General features: G+C 47.7%; 11 protein-coding genes. 1 reads left to right on the forward strand and 10 read right to left on the reverse strand.

Going from position 1 to position 17,632, the window contains the following annotated elements:
* Positions 1 to 76: 76 nt before the first annotated feature.
* The 7 genes from QZT80_RS05145 to QZT80_RS05175 all read right to left on the reverse strand — a co-directional run bounded on the left by QZT80_RS05145 (position 77) and on the right by QZT80_RS05175 (position 8,044).
* Complete coding sequence (locus tag QZT80_RS05145) at positions 77 to 1,015, reverse strand: FecR family protein (protein ID WP_295118629.1); 939 nt, start codon at positions 1,013 to 1,015, stop codon at positions 77 to 79.
* Positions 1,016 to 1,702: 687 nt separating this feature from the next.
* A complete protein-coding gene (locus QZT80_RS05150; protein ID WP_295118631.1) occupies positions 1,703 to 3,130 on the reverse strand; it encodes an APC family permease in 1,428 nt (475 codons plus the stop codon).
* Between the two features lie 191 nt (positions 3,131 to 3,321).
* The gene (locus tag QZT80_RS05155; protein ID WP_295118633.1) at positions 3,322 to 3,927 is read right to left on the reverse strand and encodes an OmpH family outer membrane protein; all 606 of its coding nucleotides are present in this window, start codon (positions 3,925 to 3,927) and stop codon (positions 3,322 to 3,324) included.
* Positions 3,928 to 4,015: 88 nt separating this feature from the next.
* Positions 4,016 to 4,720, reverse strand: coding sequence for a LytTR family DNA-binding domain-containing protein (locus QZT80_RS05160; protein WP_295118636.1), 705 nt, complete (start codon positions 4,718 to 4,720; stop codon positions 4,016 to 4,018).
* Positions 4,717 to 5,745, reverse strand: coding sequence for a sensor histidine kinase (locus QZT80_RS05165; protein ID WP_295118640.1), 1,029 nt, complete (start codon positions 5,743 to 5,745; stop codon positions 4,717 to 4,719). The genes QZT80_RS05160 and QZT80_RS05165 overlap by 4 nt, the downstream gene beginning before the upstream one ends.
* Positions 5,723 to 6,937, reverse strand: coding sequence for an acyltransferase family protein (locus QZT80_RS05170; protein ID WP_295118642.1), 1,215 nt, complete (start codon positions 6,935 to 6,937; stop codon positions 5,723 to 5,725). Before QZT80_RS05170 ends, QZT80_RS05165 begins: the two co-directional genes overlap by 23 nt.
* A 93-nt stretch (positions 6,938 to 7,030) precedes the next feature.
* A complete protein-coding gene (locus QZT80_RS05175; protein ID WP_295118645.1) occupies positions 7,031 to 8,044 on the reverse strand; it encodes a glycerophosphodiester phosphodiesterase family protein in 1,014 nt (337 codons plus the stop codon).
* Positions 8,045 to 8,190: 146 nt separating this feature from the next.
* On the opposite strand from QZT80_RS05175, the gene QZT80_RS05180 reads away from it, so the two are divergent.
* Positions 8,191 to 8,721: an alpha/beta hydrolase gene (locus QZT80_RS05180; RefSeq protein WP_295118648.1), complete on the forward strand. Its 531-nt coding sequence runs from the start codon at positions 8,191 to 8,193 to the stop codon at positions 8,719 to 8,721.
* Positions 8,722 to 8,832: 111 nt separating this feature from the next.
* On the opposite strand, the gene rpoC is transcribed toward QZT80_RS05180, so the two are convergent.
* The 3 genes from rpoC to rplL form a co-directional block, all read right to left on the reverse strand.
* Positions 8,833 to 13,128, reverse strand: a complete 4,296-nt coding sequence (gene rpoC, locus QZT80_RS05185) for a DNA-directed RNA polymerase subunit beta' (RefSeq protein WP_295118651.1) — start codon at positions 13,126 to 13,128, stop codon at positions 8,833 to 8,835.
* Positions 13,129 to 13,222: 94 nt separating this feature from the next.
* Positions 13,223 to 17,032 (reverse strand): DNA-directed RNA polymerase subunit beta, encoded by a 3,810-nt coding sequence (rpoB, locus tag QZT80_RS05190; protein WP_295118654.1) that lies wholly within the window; start codon positions 17,030 to 17,032, stop codon positions 13,223 to 13,225.
* A 223-nt stretch (positions 17,033 to 17,255) separates the two neighbouring features.
* Positions 17,256 to 17,627, reverse strand: a complete 372-nt coding sequence (rplL, locus tag QZT80_RS05195) for a 50S ribosomal protein L7/L12 (RefSeq protein ID WP_295118656.1) — start codon at positions 17,625 to 17,627, stop codon at positions 17,256 to 17,258.
* Positions 17,628 to 17,632 lie beyond the last annotated feature (5 nt).

Raw genomic sequence — 17,632 nt, forward strand, 5'->3', positions numbered from 1 at the left:
GATGATGACATAGCTCGCCCATTAGCACCGCAGGGCGGTACTTTAGGCTTAAGCTTTCGTGATGTGTGATCAGTAATTAATGACCGACGATATAAGTCTGTTTATCTATTTGTCTATATGTAAATTGGTGTACGTAACTCAATGATTGCAGTATATTTTCGGGTGTAGTGCCGGCGGTAAACACTGCTGTTATCCTACCTTTTAACAGACGCGGATCATCCACTTCTATCTTGCAGCCGAAGCGGCTCTCTATGCGGGCGAAGGCGTCGGCCACTGAAGTATTTTCAAATACAAGTTTACCAGCTCGCCAGTCCAGTACTTCCAGGCGGTTAAATCTTACGGGAGCTGCGGGTATCTTTCCCTTCCTGTAACTAAGCATTTGTCCGGGCTTTAACGTTTGGGTTAACGACACGGCCGGGCTGCTGATATCGATACGCACTTTACCTTTTAGCAGGCTTACTTCAATACTGCTGTCGGCGCGGTTACTGGTTGAAATATTAAATTCGGTTCCCAACACGGTTGTAGTGAGTTCGTTGGTATGCACCAGGAAGGGATGCTGCTCGCTGCCATTCACTTCAAAATATGCTTCACCGTTCAGCCACACTTCGCGGTTATTTCCCTGGCGGTAAGCCAGGCTGCTGCGCCCGTTCAGTGTAATGGTGGAACCATCGGGCATCTGTATACGACGGGCCGTAATCCGGCCATTGAATACAGTATCCCAGGTAGCAGCAACAACTTTGCTGGCTACATTCCTTGTATCCTTCCGCTGCCATGCCCATCCCAGGGTCATGCCCACAGCTATAACAGCGGCTGCGGCCGCATACCAGTTACGTCGCATAATAACCGGCCGGCGTTTTACTGGTTCTTCTACTGTTGTTTCCGCCCATGTCCGGTTCATAAAGGCGTCCAGCTCCGGCGTATTACCGGTAGCGATGTACGTTTCCACGAATGCCCGTTCAGCATCGCTGCAATCGCCTTTAAAATATTTCGCCAGGAGCGCGTCGTCTATTTTCATGATGGGAGGAATGATATCCGGAAAGAGTACGATACAGAAAAGGGGAAGTCCTAAGAGACATGACAGAGTTCATAATTCGTTAACATTGCGGCGGTTTTGCATTCATAGTCGGCAGTTAGGGTTAGGTGGATGGGAGATTGACTGGTGAATGGATTTTAGGCATTGGGGGCTGATAAGACGGTGGTGCGTATGGCTGCCTGCAGCATATGGGGCGACTAAAAACAGTGCGGTGTATACACCGCAAAAACACCGCAAAAAAAAGCGCAAAGTGGAAACTTTGCGCTTATTGTAAAATCATGTGAATGTTCGAGAATGCAATTGTGTAGGCTTTTAATGGTTCTCTAAAGAGGGCTTTTCTAATAACCTCAATAGGGAAATTAAAGCGAAAAGTCCTCCATAACCTGGCTCCCCGCCACTGTTGGTAAAACCGTTGCGGAGATATGTATATATGTTTAGAAAATCAATTCCTGTGTTAGAAGTTTCGGGTTAAGCAATTCCATGTGTCTTCGCATCTATAGTTAACATTGTCTAAGCCGTTCTTTTTACTATTCAGGGTTCTACCCTCAAATTTCGGAAAGGTCACTGCGGCAGTCACGCAGTATAGATATTTTTTTATCACAAAAGGACACAGCAAAAAAAGGCCTGCCGTATTAGTGCGGCAGGCCTTAAAGTATTTATAGTCGCGGCTTACGCCGTTTTCTTAGCAAGGAAGTACAGGGGGATACCTAACAATATGATACCCAGGCCGGCCAGTGCAAAACTGCTTTCAAAAACAAGCAGCAATAGTGCGAGTATAAAGGCCACTACGATGTACAGCGCTGGCAATACAGGGTAACCAAATGCTTTGTACGGACGAGGTACATCGGGCTGTTTCTTACGCAGGATAAAGATGCCTGCAATAGTAAGAATGTAAAACACCAGTACCCCAAATATCACCATCGCCAGTAAATCGCCATAACGACCGGTGAGGCACAGCAGGCATGTCCAGAAGCATTGTATCCAAAGACCGAAAGAAGGTACGCTGAACTTATTGAGGATACCGGCTTTCCTGAAAAACAGGCCATCTTCGGCCATCGTGTAATAAATCCTGGCACCCGAAAGTATCAGGCCGTTATTACAACCAAAGGTCGATATCATAATCATGATGGCTATCACATGAGGACCAATACCGCCGAAAATATTCTCTGCGGCTACCACGCCTACCCTGTCCAGCGGGGCAAAAGCAATATCGTTAAATGGCACCACCGCCAGGTACATCAGGTTGGCCGATACGTAAATGATGGTTACGATCAGGGTGCCGAGAAACAGTGCGCGGCCGATATTCTTATTAGGGTTTTTAATTTCTGCTGCAATGAAAGTCACGTTGTTCCAGGCATCGCTGCTGAACAAAGAGCCTTTCATAGATACTGAAATGGCGCCCAGCAGCGCCAGGCCTCCAAGTGCGGCCGTAGTCAGCTGTCCGGCGCTGTCCATGGTCAGGGATTGTGCTGTCCAGGCATTCTGCCAGTTAGCGTTCCATATCTCCGCTTTCGCGCCCAGTAAAAAACCGAAAATGATCAGCCCGAACAGCGATGCCAGTTTAGTGATGGTGAATACGGTTTGAATGATCTTACCGTTTTTCACCCCTCGTGTATTGATAAAAGTGAGCAGGATTACAGATATAACCGCCAGTACCTGCGCACCGGTAATTTTCATCCAGCCCAGGTCGGCAAGAATATTATTCTCGCTTACTGCCGGCCAGAGGTAAGCGGTATATTTGGCAAAAGCCACTGCTACCGCCGCAATCGTACCGGTTTGTATAACGCCGAACTGCGTCCATCCAAACAGGAATGCAATAAAAGGATTGTAAGCTTCGCGAAGGTAAACGTACTGGCCGCCTGCTTTTGGAAACATGCCCGACAGTTCGCCGTAACTAAGTGCTGCAATAAGTGTAACCACCCCCGTTAGCACCCACATGGCCATCAGCCATCCTGCAGAACCTACGCTGCGTGCTATTTCAGAAGATACGATAAAGATGCCCGAGCCGATCATGGAGCCTGCCACGATCATGGTTGCATCCAGTAAACCCAAACTGGGCTTAAACGAAGTGGACTCGTTCTGGTTGATTGACGACATGAATGTTAGATAAAAAGGTAAAGATTATGTTGATTGTTTAAGCGCTCTGGTTTTTCATCTCCACTTCTTCCCGACACGTAATTAACGTTCAAAGTAGCAATAAAATATTAAATATCTCCCGCCAGGCCAAAAAAAGAAAAATCCCGGCACATTTCCGTGCCGGGATCTCCCATCTATCTTTTGTTAATATTTTATTTAGTCGCTGTTTCGTTCAGCCCTTTAATAACATCGGCAGTAATGTCGTACTGCGTGTCTTTGTAAAGGATGTTGCTGGCACCTTTGCGGTAAGAAAAGATGTAGGCGTAGCGGCCTTTATTGAACGCCTGGAGGAAAATATCCAGTTTGTTCTGCAGGTCGTCGTTAAACTGTGCTTCCTGCTGCATGTAGGACTGCTGCATGTTCTGGCGGTTAACCTCCAGTTGCTGGTTCTTCTGCATAAGGTCCCTTTCTGCTGCCTGGCCGTCTGCCTGGCTCAACTGGCCGGCCTGTGCCTTTTGCTGCAGCGCTGCTACTTCGTTCTGTAATGCCCTCGCTTTTGCCTTCAGCTCATTATCCATTTGCTCTTGCTTCTTTTCCAGTTCTGCTTTCTTCTCTTTGAAATATCCGTAATGTGCTTCGAGGGAGTCAAGATCTACATAGGCAATCTTAAAGGAACCGTTTGCTTCGGCCTCAGTGCCGGCTGATTTACCGTCTGCTGCAGGTGATGCCGCTTTATCTTTCGGCTGGCATGCTGTCATTAAACCCGCCATAGCAACCAGTAAAAATCCGTTTTTCGCAATTTGTTGATGAATCATCATGATAAGAGGTAGGTTTTGACTCCTGGAATTTTATTTTGAAGCAGCTAAAATAAGGTTTTTGAAATAATAAAAAAGGTTAAAATCCCTCTTAACGTTTTAACAGGCGGTTATTAACAATCTTTTCAAGTACCGCTTCTTTCAGATATTTGCTCAGCGGCACCGCCTGAGTGCCTATAAAAAGCTGGTTCCCTTCTATGGATTTAATCTTGTCGACCGCCACCAGCCACGATTTATGCGGTTGTATAAACAGGTCGGCCGGCAGTTGTTCCAACAAAGATTTAATGGTAAGATGCACGATATATTTTCGGGTGGTGGTGTAAATCATCACATAATTCTGCAAGGCCTCAATGTATAAAAGGTCTGTAAACAGTATTTTTTCCAGCCGGCCGTCGGTTTTTACAAAGATGTGATCTGCCGGGGCAGGCTGCTGTTGCTGCTGCCACAGGCGATGGGCCTTGTTGGCGGCCTTCAGGAATCGTTCGAACGAAATGGGTTTCAGCAGGTAATCTGTTACATCTAGGTCGAAGCCATCCAGTGCATACTGTTCGTAAGCGGTGGTAAAAATAACCATCGGCGGTTGGGCCAGCGTTTTAAGGAAAGCGATACCGCTTAGTTGAGGCATTTCTATATCCAGGAAAAGCAGGTCAGCCGGCTGACGTTGCAATATGGCGTTGAGTTGCAGTGCATCTTCACAAACGGCCGTCAATTCAAGAAATTCGGCTTTCTCTACGTAACCTGCAAGGCCTTTACGGGCAAAGGGCTCATCGTCGGTAATAATACAGGTCATTTTCATATGCTAAGCGATAAGGTGAGTGTTACGGTAAAAAAGGTTTCCTCTTCTTCTATTTCCAGCAAATGTTTTTCCGGGTATAATAGTTCCAGGCGGCGGCGCAGGTTCTCGAGGCCTATCCCCTTCCCGCTTTGTAAGCTTAATGAGGGCGCGCTGCCTATGCTGTTACGCACACAAAAGATCATCAACGGCGCTGTCCAGCTGGCGCTGATACTCAGTTCATGTGCGCCTCCCACATATTTAAACGCGTTTTCTACCAGGGGGAGCAATAAAAGCGGGAACACCTGCTGCTGCTGTAAGGCTTCATCGATATATACTTCCAGTTTTAACCGTTCGCTACGTAACTGTTGCAATGCCAGGTATCGTTGCAGATAATCCAGTTCCCGCTGCACCGGCACCTCCTGCTGGGGGTCGTACAACTGGTAACGAAGCAGGTCCGAAAACTGTTCTACGGTACGTTTGGCCCCTGCCACATCCTCATCCATCTGGAAGTAAATAGTATTAAGCGCATTAAACAGGAAATGGGGATGATACTGGGCCTTCAGGAATTTAAGTTCTGTCTGCAACTGGTCGTTCCGCAGTTTTTCCAGCTGCACCTGTTGCTGTACGTAGGATTGCAGGTAGTGGTTACCCCGGATCACCGCAAAATAGAGCAGGTTAAACAGCATCGGGATGGTATTGATCATCACAATATCCTTTATTTGCAAACCATCGTCGGTGAATGCGGCCATCGGCGTAAGCAGCGCGTTCACGGTCACGAACAGCAAAAGGTACACTTTAAAAAAATCTTTCGCTATCTCCCACCGCGTAACCGGTAACACAGCGCGTTTTCGCATTGAACGCTCATACCGGTATAACAAGTTATCTGTTATAAATGCAGCCACCAGTGCTGTTGCAATTTCGATAGCTGTAATTTTCCAGGGACGTGTCCATATTCCAAAGGGAAGTATGCCGCTGGCAAACTGCACAACGGCATAAATCATTGCGGTTATCAAAAGTACCAGGCTATATCGCCGCAATCGTTTCATGTTCCGCGGTTTCATTCAATTTACGATTTTTCTGCTGCTCCTTTTTATCCTCCTTCACCCCAAAAATAAAGCGCATCACTGCAAAAGGCCTTATAAACACATGGTATACCAGCACCGATAATACCAACGAAACAAAGCTGATAAAAAGGTATTTTTCAAGAATGCCGTCATTGGTGGCAATTACATAGTAACCTATAATAACAATAACGGTCTGGTGAAGGATATAAAAGGGATAAATACCGCGATTCGCATACTCCAGCGCGGGGTGCGGCCGGTTCAGGTAACGCTTGCCGTAACCAAGGGCAGTTAACACCCAGCTCCAGCCGACGATGGGATATAACGCGTAATATAACCTGCTCACCGGATGATCCTGCCAGTCGTCGCCAAGTACGTCCCAGGGCTCGCGGCCATTCCATCGTAAGTAATTAAGGACGATCAGGCTGATGAATGCCGCTGCCAGGAACAGCCGCCTGTTACGCTCAATACTGTCCCAAAGGCCGGGGGTAACAGCTACAATATATCCCACGATAAAAAAGGTGAACCAGTACGGCAGAAACGCGTAGTCGTGTAAAAGATCGTTGGTCTGAGGGTTGCCGGGCCTTAGCCAGGTGTACAACAATATGGTTGGCACTATTAACCATAATATATTGGCGCCCTTTGCGAACCATCGCAAACGCTGCGTTATACTGCCGGCACGCTTTAGCCACAGGAACAGGGGAAGGCCGGCCGCTGCATAAATAAACAGGTACAAAATGAACCACAGGTGATGCCAACTGGTATTGCCTTCGGGGTAAGGCCGGAATTCGAAAATGCTCGGATAAAAATCGAAGTAGGATGGATAAGGCTGACCCTGTGAAAGCCGCTCTATGTATACCTGGGGCGGTACTATCAGTAGCATACCCGCCACCAGGGGAAGCAGCAAACGCAGGGCGCGTTCTTTCATAAACTGGCCGCCACTACGGCGTTTAAGGGCGTACCAAACACCTACGCCGGAAATGAAGAAAAGCAACGGCATGCGAAACCGCGACAGCCAGAAATTGAACTCCAGGAACAGGTAACTTTGATCTTTGTTCTTGATATGCCAGTTTTCCTCCATGGCAAATATCATCGATACATGATAAAAAAGTACCCCGATAATCGCGATAACACGTAACCAGTCTAAATCGTAACGGCGGGAGGTAGAAGTATACATGGCGCTTTTTTCACCAAATGTACCTTCCCCTCCCGCCGTCCTAAATTTCTTTTGATCAATAGGCTCAGGCTGTTGACCATTAGACAGGAACGCCTATTTCCCTTTCACCTTTTCCAGCGCCAGTTCGGGTTCGTCTGTAGTCAGGAAATCTACGCCGGCGTCCAGCAGTTGTGTCATCTGTTCTGCCTTGTTCACGGTCCATACGTTGGTGGTAACCCCTTTACTACGGGCATCTTTCAGGATGCTCATGTCTTTGTTCACCACACCATAGTTATAATCAAAACCCCATATTTTATCGGCTTTCAGTTGAGCCGGGCTTTTTTCACCGTTCAGGTACTGCACTTTTGCGTAAGGGTCCAGTTCTACCACCCTTTTACAAATATCATAATCGAAGCTGATGTAGATGATCCAGCCCTGCGCCTGTTTCGCCCTTACCATCTCCACCGCTTTGGTAGCCAGTTCCTGCCCACGCTCCTTACTCACTTTGGATGGCTTTATTTCGAGTACCAGTTTGGTACCGTTCTGTTTCATTCCTTCGTCCAGGTATTGCTCCAGGGTTGGAACCTTATCGCCATTGTCCAATGCAATAGCGGTAAGCTCGGCAGCATTAGTTTCTTCCACTTTTTTACCCCCAATTTCCGGATCGTGCGAAAGCACCATTTGCCCGTCGGCCGACATCCATATGTCGAACTCGCTACCGGCGCATCCCAGTTTGATCGCATCTTTTAAAGAAGAAAGAGAATTCTGACTGCCGGGCTGATTTTTCCAGGCACCACGGTGTGCCACCACTTTATTCTGATGAAATTCGTCTTTTACCAATGTATACACCACCTTTTCTGTACCTGCGCTAACAGCCACCTCGAACTTAAAAGCGCCCGCTGGTAACGACTTTCCCTTTTTAAGGCGAAGTGTATTTTTTTCAATAGTAAAAAGACCGGACGTATCTGCACTGATCGTTGCCTTATTAGCACCGGTTACTTTACCGATAGCAGCGCCGGGTTTGCCAGCAGGTATAACGTAATTATCGAGTATCAGCTGGGCCTGTGTTTGCATCGCGAATGGCAGCAAAACCGTTGCCAGCAACAAACATTTCTTCCTGGAGATCATGACGTGTTTTTTTTGAAAAATAGGTAATTGGGCAGATAGATGGAAATGTTTTACATGAAATCACTGTTATAAAAGTACAGCTGGTTCAAATCGCAGTTTGTATTGTCCGCGTTTGCCGATATATTTAATGTACCCAAACTATCGGTATGACAAGTTATTTTATCATTCCCGGCCATGGTGACTCTGGCCCGCGCCACTGGCAAACCTATTTTGAACAATCGGGCGCCAACTTCCGGCGCATTAACCAGCTGGAGTGGGAATCACCGGATTGCCATACCTGGGTACAAACCATCGAGCAAACAGTTAGCATGTACGACATCAGCGAGATAGTGCTGGTGGGCCATAGCCTTGGCTGCATTGCTATCGCGCAATGGGCGCATCAGTTTCCCAGGCTTATTAAGGGTGCGTTCCTGGTGGCGCCGGCGGACGTAGAGGCGCCTGGCTTTTCGCTACCTGTAAGGAACTTCGGGCCCATCCCCTTAGAAAAATTGCCTTTTAAAAGCATAGTGGTAGCCAGCTCAAACGATCCATGGATGTCGCTCGAACGGTCGGAATACCTGGCTGGGCAGTGGGGTAGCGAATTCGAGAACCTTGGTGAAGCGGGTCATATTAACGCGGCCAGTGGGCATGGCAATTGGGATGAAGGGTTAAAATTGCTGAAAGAGAAACTGGGATAAAGATTTATGCGGTGCAGGCAGATATTTAACTGCTGTTACAAAACAAAAAAGGGAAGCTTTCGCTTCCCTTTTTCTTTTCTATCATTACTCGTGTGAGTGTAAAACTGATAACTATTCTTCCTCGTCGAACTGGAATACTTCTTTCGAAGATGACAGGATATCGTATTCTTCTTTCGAACCTACGATCATGTTCTCGAATTCGCGTAAACCTGTACCTGCAGGAATCAGGTGACCGGTAATAACGTTCTCTTTCAGGCCGAGCATGTCATCTGTTTTACCGTTAATGGCTGCAGAAGACAGTACTTTGGTTGTTTCCTGGAAGGAAGCTGCGGAGATCCAGCTGTGTGTACCGAGTGATGCTTTGGTGATACCAAGGAGCAGCGGGCTGGAAGTAGCCGCACTTGCATCGCGGTATTCAACCAGTTTTTTGTCGGCGCGACGCAGCAGGGAGTTTTCTTCACGAACCTGGCGCAGCGATACGATCTGACCTGCTTTCAGGTTGGCGGACTCGCCAGCTTCTGTGATTACTTTCTTATCGAAAATGCCGTCATTTTCTTCAAAGAACTCAAATTTGTCGGTAGTGTCACCTTCGAGGAAGCGGGTATCTCCCGGATCTTCGATGGTTACTTTACGCATCATCTGACGTACGATAACCTCAATGTGTTTGTCGTTGATTTTTACACCCTGCAAACGATAAACCTCCTGGATCTCATTCACCAGGTATTCCTGTACGGCGAACGGACCTTTAATAGAGAGGATATCCGCAGGAGTGGTAGAACCATCGGACAATGGGTGGCCTGCTTTCACGAAGTCACCATCCTGTACCAGGATGTGGCGTGTCAACGGAACCAGGTACTTTTTCACATGCTGCTCGCGGCTTTCGATGATGATCTCACGGTTACCACGTTTGATGTTACCGAAGGTAACCACACCGTCGATCTCAGTTACGATCGCTGGATTGCTTGGGTTACGTGCTTCGAACAACTCAGTTACACGTGGCAGACCACCGGTGATGTCACGGAGTTTACCAAGCACACGCGGTATCTTAACGATTACCTGGCCTGCTCTTACTGCTTCCGCTTCTTCAATTACGATGTGTGAGCCAACCGGAAGGTTGTATGATTTCACTTCTTTGTTGCCATCAACATAGAGTGAAGGGATCTTATTTTTGTCTTTGGTTTCAATAACCACTTTCTCGCGGTGACCTGTTTGTTCGTCAGCCTCTTCACGGAAGGTAATACCTTCGATGATGCTTTCGAAACGGATCTTACCGGCGATTTCAGAAACGATAACAGCGTTATACGGATCCCATGAGCAGATCACATCTCCTTTAGTTACTTTCTGGCCGTCTTTCACTACCAGTGTAGAACCGTAAGGAATGTTGTTAGTGATCAGCAAACGGTCGTTTTTCACGTCCATAATACGGAGTTCACCGGTACGACCGATAACCACCTGTACTTTATCGCCATCATTGTTTTCGTAAGTTGTAGTACGAAGACCATCGAACTGGACAGTTCCATCGAACTTGGCAGTCAGCGTAGATTCAACCGAAGTAGAACCCGCAACACCACCTACGTGGAACGTACGCAGTGTCAGCTGTGTACCTGGCTCACCGATGGACTGTGCCGCGATGATACCTACAGCATCGCCACGTTGAGCGGTATACCCTGTTGCCAGGTTTTTACCATAACACCTTACACATACCCCTCTGCGGCTTTCGCAGGTAAGTACGGAACGGATCTCAACTGCTTCGATGGTGCTTTCTTCAATACGTTTACCTATTTCTTCAGTGATTTGCTCGCCTGCACCGATGATCAGTTCTTCACTGATCGGATCAAAAATATCGTGCAGTGAAGTACGGCCGAGGATACGGTCATACAGCGGTTCAACCACCTCTTCGTTATCTTTCAGCGCTGAAGTAGCGATACCACGCAGGGTGCCGCAATCTTCCTCGGTGATCACAACGTCCTGGGCAACGTCTACCAGACGACGGGTAAGGTAACCCGCATCCGCCGTTTTCAACGCCGTATCCGCAAGACCTTTACGCGCACCGTGCGTAGAGATGAAGTATTCCAATACGTTCAGACCATCTTTAAAGTTCGACAGGATCGGGTTTTCAATGATCTCGGAACCGGTAGATCCACTCTTACGCGGTTTCGCCATCAGACCCCTTAAACCTGCCAGCTGTTTGATCTGCTGTTTAGAACCACGTGCCCCAGAGTCAAGCATCATGTACACAGAGTTGAAGCCCTGTTTGTCATTTGCCAGCTCACGGATCAGTGTTTCCGTTACTTTGGTATCCACACGCGACCAGATATCGATGATCTGGTTATAACGTTCGTTATTCGTGATCAGACCCATGTTATAGTTATCCCAAACCTCGTCCACTTCAGAAGCCGCACCATCGATCATCTGTTGTTTCACTTCAGGGATGATGAGGTCATTGATGTTGAACGACAAACCACCACGGAATGCTGTACGGAAACCAAGTTGTTTGATATCGTCCAGGAACTTCGCAGTTTTAGGAATGTCAGTTGCTTTAATGATGTCGCCGATGATCTCACGAAGAGATTTTTTGGTCAACAGGGCATTTACATAACCGGCATCTCTTGGTACGTGCTGGTTGAACAGTACGCGACCTACAGTTGTTTCGATCAGTTTGAACTCCAGTTCACCTTTATCGTTTTTCACCTCAGCCTTCACCCTGATATGCGCGTGCAAATCTACACGGCCTTCATTGTGAGCGATGATCACCTCTTCTGCAGAATAGAACGCCTTACCTTCACCTTTAACGATTTCGGTAGGAGTACTCTTCTTGCCTTTAGAGATGTAGTACAGACCGAGAACCATGTCCTGTGAAGGCAGGGTGATCGGCGTACCGTTCTGAGGGTTGAGGATGTTGTGAGAAGAAAGCATCAGCAGCTGGGCTTCCAGGATCGCGGCGTTGCTCAAAGGAACGTGTACCGCCATCTGGTCACCATCGAAGTCGGCGTTGAACGCAGAACACACGAGCGGGTGCAGCTGGATCGCTTTACCTTCTACCAGTTTAGGCTGGAATGCCTGGATGGAAAGACGGTGAAGCGTTGGAGCACGGTTAAGCATTACCGGGTGACCTTTCAGTACATTCTCAAGAATGTCCCAAACCACGGCTTCTTTTCTATCTACAAGTTTCTTAGCTGATTTAACGGTTTTAACGATACCTCTTTCGATCAGCTTACGGATAATGAACGGTTTGAACAGCTCCGCAGCCATATCTTTAGGAAGACCGCACTCGTGCAGTTTCAGTTCAGGACCTACCACGATTACAGAACGACCGGAGTAGTCCACACGTTTACCGAGCAAGTTCTGACGGAAACGGCCTTGTTTACCTTTCAGTACGTCTGAGAGGGATTTCAGGGCACGACCACCTTCCGCTTTCACCGCGTTCGACTTCCTGGAGTTATCGAACAGGGAATCCACGGCTTCCTGCAGCATACGTTTTTCGTTACGCAGGATCACCTCAGGAGCCTTGATCTCGATCAGGCGTTTCAGACGGTTGTTACGGATAATTACACGGCGGTAAAGGTCGTTCAGGTCGGAAGACGCGAAACGGCCACCATCCAAAGGCACCAATGGGCGCAGTTCTGGTGGTACTACCGGAATATATTGCATTACCATCCACTCAGGACGGTTTTCTACACGGCCGTTGGCTTCACGGAAAGCTTCCACCACGCTAAGGCGTTTCAGGGCTTCTGCTTTACGTTGCTGCGAAGTTTCGGTAGCGGCCTGGTTACGAAGCGCATAAGAAAGGCTGTCCAGGTCGATCCTTGCCAGCATCATTTCTACAGCTTCAGCACCCATTTTGGCGATGAACTTATTCGGATCTTCATCCGGCAGCAACTGGTTGTCTTTCGGAAGGGTATCCAGGATGTCCAGGTACTCTTCTTCAGTCAGCAGGTCGCTATAGTTCAGGCCTTTCTCCTGTTTAATACCACTCTGTACAACCACGTATCTTTCATAATACACGATTGTTTCCAGCTTTTTGGATGACATACCCAGGAGGTAGCCGATTTTATTAGGAAGTGATTTGAAATACCAGATATGTACAACAGGCACTACCAGGCGGATGTGGCCCATCCTCTCGCGGCGTACTTTCTTCTCTGTTACTTCAACACCGCAGCGGTCGCACACGATGCCTTTATAACGGATACGTTTGTACTTTCCGCAATAACATTCGTAATCCTTTACAGGGCCGAATATCCTTTCACAGAACAAACCATCACGTTCCGGCTTGTAAGTACGGTAGTTGATGGTTTCGGGTTTCAGCACCTCTCCATAAGAACGTTCCAGGATAATATCCGGAGACGCCAGGCTGATCGTGATGCTGCTAAAATTTGATTTAGGACGATTCTCTTTCTTAATGGCCATTGTATGTTATTTAAGAAAATTCAGGTTGCGAGATAGTTGATGAAGAGATATATACAGCCGGCGGAAATACTTCCGCCAGCTGTTATGATTTCAACTATTCGAATTTCAGGTCAAGACCGAGGCCACGAAGCTCGTGGATCAATACGTTGAAGGATTCAGGTACGCCGGCTTTCGGAATGTTATCGCCTTTAACGATAGCTTCGTATGCTTTCGCACGTCCAACAATGTCATCAGACTTGATAGTGAGCAGTTCCTGAAGGATGTTAGCTGCACCGTATGCTTCCAGTGCCCACACTTCCATCTCACCAAAACGCTGACCACCGAATTGGGCTTTACCACCCAGCGGCTGTTGTGTAATGAGAGAGTAGGGTCCGATTGAACGGGCGTGCATTTTATCATCCACCATGTGGCTCAGTTTAAGCATGTAGATGATACCCACGGTAGCCTTCTGGTGGAAGCGCTCGCCGCTTTCACCGTCGCTCAGGTATGTATGGCCGAAGCTAGGCAGGCCTGCTTCTGTGATGTAGTCTGCAATTTCCTCTGTAGTAGCACCGTCGAAGATCGGGGTAGCGAATTTCACACCCAGTTTCTGGCCGGCCCAACCGAGTACAGTTTCGTAAATCTGACCAAGGTTCATACGTGAAGGTACGCCCAGTGGGTTCAGTACGATATCTACCGGAGTACCATCTTCCAGGAACGGCATGTCCTCGTCACGCACAATTTTCGCAACAATACCCTTGTTACCGTGGCGGCCCGCCATCTTATCACCCACTTTCAGTTTACGTTTGCTGGCCAGGTAAACCTTCGCCAGTTTCAGTACACCTGCAGGTAATTCATCACCGATCGAAATGTTGAATTTCTCACGTTTGTAACGGCCCAGCTCTTCGTTATACTTGATATTGTAGTTGTGCAACAGGATGTTGATCTGCTCGTTGGTCTGATCGTCAGTGGTCCAGCCAAGCGGATTAACGTTCTGGAAGTCTACATTGGCCAGGTTCTTCTGAGAGAACTTAGAACCTTTGGAGATGATTACTTCACCGTAAGTGTTGGTGATACCCTGTGAAGATCTGTCTTTCAACAGCGTCAACAGTTTGCTCATCAGCACTTCCATCAGGTCTTCTTCGTTCTTCTGGTGAACCTTTTCAAGTTTCTCCAGGGAAGCTTTTTCGCGTGTTTTAGAGTTTTTATCTTTCTTGGCACGAGAGAACAGTTTCTTGTCGATCACCACACCTTCAGTTGATGGGGGGGCCTTCAGGGAAGCGTCTTTCGCATCGGAAGCTTTATCGCCGAAGATCGCTCTCAGCAGTTTTTCTTCCGGAGAAGGATCAGACTCACCACGCGGAGTGATTTTACCGATCAGGATATCACCTTCTTTAATGTGCGCACCAACACGGATGATACCGTTCTGGTCGAGGTCTTTGGTAGCCTCTTCGCTCACGTTCGGGATATCCGGGGTCAGTTCTTCTTCACCCAGTTTAGTATCGCGTACTTCCAGTTCATACTCGTCGATATGAATAGAGGTAAACCAATCTTCTTTAGCAACACGCTCAGAGATCACGATCGCATCCTCGAAGTTGTACCCTTTCCATGGCATGAACGCCACTTTCAGGTTACGGCCCAGGGCCAGCTCACCACCACGGGTAGCATAACCTTCGGTCAGGAAGTCGCCTTCTTCAAGACGCTGTCCTTTCTTCACTGCAGGACGGAGGTTGATACAGGTGCTCTGGTTCGTTTTCACGAACTTGGTGAGTCGGTAAACGATCAGATCGTCTTCGAAGCTCACCAGCTTCTGCATTTCATCGCGCTCGTAACGTACATGGATTTCGTTAGCATCCACGAACTCTACCACACCTTTACCTTCTGAAGTAATCTGCAGACGGCTGTCGCGGGCAGCTTTCGCTTCCAGACCTGTACCTACGATCGGCACCTGTGGTGCGATCAGCGGAACTGCCTGACGTTGCATGTTCGATCCCATCAACGCACGGTTGGCATCATCATGTTCAAGGAACGGAATCAATGAAGCGCTCAAACCAACGATCTGGTTCGGAGCCACGTCCATGAATTCTACTTCTCCCGGATCAAGAATCGGGAAATCACCGGTTTCGCGGGATTTCACTTTATCACCAGTAAATGCACCTTTCTCATCGAGCGGAGCATTCGCCTGTGCGATTTTTACACTGTCTTCTTCTTCTGCGCTCAGGTACTCCACTTTATGCATGTCTACTTTACCGTCTTTTACCTTGCGGTAAGGAGTTTCGATAAAGCCCATTTCATTTACCATTGCGTGTACGCAAAGGGTGGAGATCAGACCGATGTTTGGTCCTTCCGGTGTTTCGATAGTACAAAGACGGCCGTAGTGGCTGTAGTGTACGTCACGCACCTCGAAGCCTGCACGCTCACGGCTCAAACCGCCGGGTCCGAGTGCGGAGATACGACGTTTGTGCGTGATTTCAGACAGCGGGTTGGTTTGGTCGAGGAACTGAGACAGCTGAGAGGTACCGAAGAAAGAGTTGATCACGGAAGAGAGTGTCCTCGCATTGATCAGATCTACCGGCGTAAACACCTCATTGTCCCTTACGTTCATCCTTTCACGGATGGTACGCGCCATACGGGCCAGACCTACACCAAACTGAGCATATAACTGCTCGCCCACAGTACGTACACGACGGTTAGACAGGTGATCGATATCGTCGATCTCGGCCTTACCGTTGGTGAGTTGCACCAGGTATTTGATGATCGAAATGATGTCATCTTTCGTCAAAACTTTCATATCCAGCGGTGTAGGCAGACCCAGTTTCCTGTTGATCTTATAACGTCCTACATCACCCAGATCGTAACGTTTGTCGGAGAAGAATAATTTATCAATGATGCCCCTTGCTGTTTCATCATCCGGCGCATCGGCACCGCGCAGTTGGCGGTAGATGTGCTGAACGGCTTCCAGCTCGGAGTTAGATGTATCCTTATTTAATGTGTTGTAGATGATGGAGAAATCGCCGCTCACTTCTTCTTTCTGCACGAAAACAGATTTCACGTCCATATCCACGATGGTTTCGATGTTAGCTTCATCCAGGATGGAGTCACGCTCAAGCATGATCTCATTCCTTTCGATGCTTACCACCTCACCGGTGTCTTCATCCACGAAATCTTCCACCCAGCTTCTTAACACACGGGCAGCCAGCTTTTTGCCGGCATATTTATCGAGGCTTTTCTTGTCAGCTTTAACCTCATCCGCCATGCCGAAGAGCTGGAGAATGTCTTTATCGGTTTCGTAGCCAATAGCCCTCAGCAACGTTGTTACCGGGAATTTCTTCTTACGGTCGATGTACGCATACATCACGTTGTTGATGTCTGTCGCAAACTCCATCCAGGCGCCTTTGAAAGGGATCACCCTTGCAGAGTAGATCTTGGTGCCGTTAGGATGCACGGATTGACCAAAGAATACACCAGGAGAACGGTGAAGTTGAGATACAACTACACGTTCAGCACCGTTAATCACGAAGGTACCCCTGGGGGTCATGTACGGAATATTACCAAGGAATACGTCCTGTACAATGGTCTGGAAGTCTACGTGCTCTTCGTCATTACAGCTCAAACGGAGTTTGGCTTTCAAAGGCACAGAATATGTAAGACCACGCTCGATACACTCTTCGATAGTATAACGCGGAGGATCTACGAAATAGTCAAGGAACTCCAGGTTGAAGATATTTCTCGTATCTGTGATCGGGAAGTTTTCCTTGAATACTTTAAAAAGGCCTTCGTTGTTACGCTTGTCTGGTGTGGTTTCTAATTGGAAGAAATCCTTGAAAGATTGTATTTGGATAGCCAACAGATCCGGTGTCTCAGCAACTTGTTTGATCTTTCCAAAATTTACTCTTTCGCTAGTTTGGGCTTTTTTTAGAGACATATTCGTAGTTAGCAGTTAATATGACTTGTAAGATTAGGGGAAATTAAGGATTCTTTGCCAAAATACATCCATAAGATGTGTTTCAAACCCCCGAACGTCAATTCACTATGTGTAAATTCCCCTGTTTTTGACCCTCGAAAAAGACACATTCCCAAAGGGAATAAGGCCAAAAGTGCCAGAAGCACTTTTGACCTTTATAAGATGTATCTCGTTAAGCAAAGAATTACTGAATTTCTACATCAGCACCAGCTTCTGTGAGCTTAGCTTTCAGATCTTCTGCTTCTGCCTTGTTCACGCCTTCTTTAACTGCTTTCGGTGCACCGTCAACCAGTTCTTTAGCTTCTTTCAGACCGAGGCCAGTCAGATCTTTAACTATTTTCACAACGTTCAGCTTGCTAGCGCCAGCAGATTTCAGGATAACGTTGAAGGAAGTTTTTTCTTCTACCGCAGCAGCTCCGCCACCATCGTTAGAAACTACAACTGCAGCAGCAGCTGGTTCGATACCGTATTCGCTTTTCAAAACGTCTGCGAGTTCTTGAACTTCCTTAACAGTCAGGCCTACTAATTGTTCGGCTAATGCTTTTACGTCTGCCATTTTAT

This window comes from uncultured Chitinophaga sp. (assembly GCF_902168175.1).
In the GTDB taxonomy this organism is placed as follows: Bacteria; Bacteroidota; Bacteroidia; order Chitinophagales; family Chitinophagaceae; genus Chitinophaga.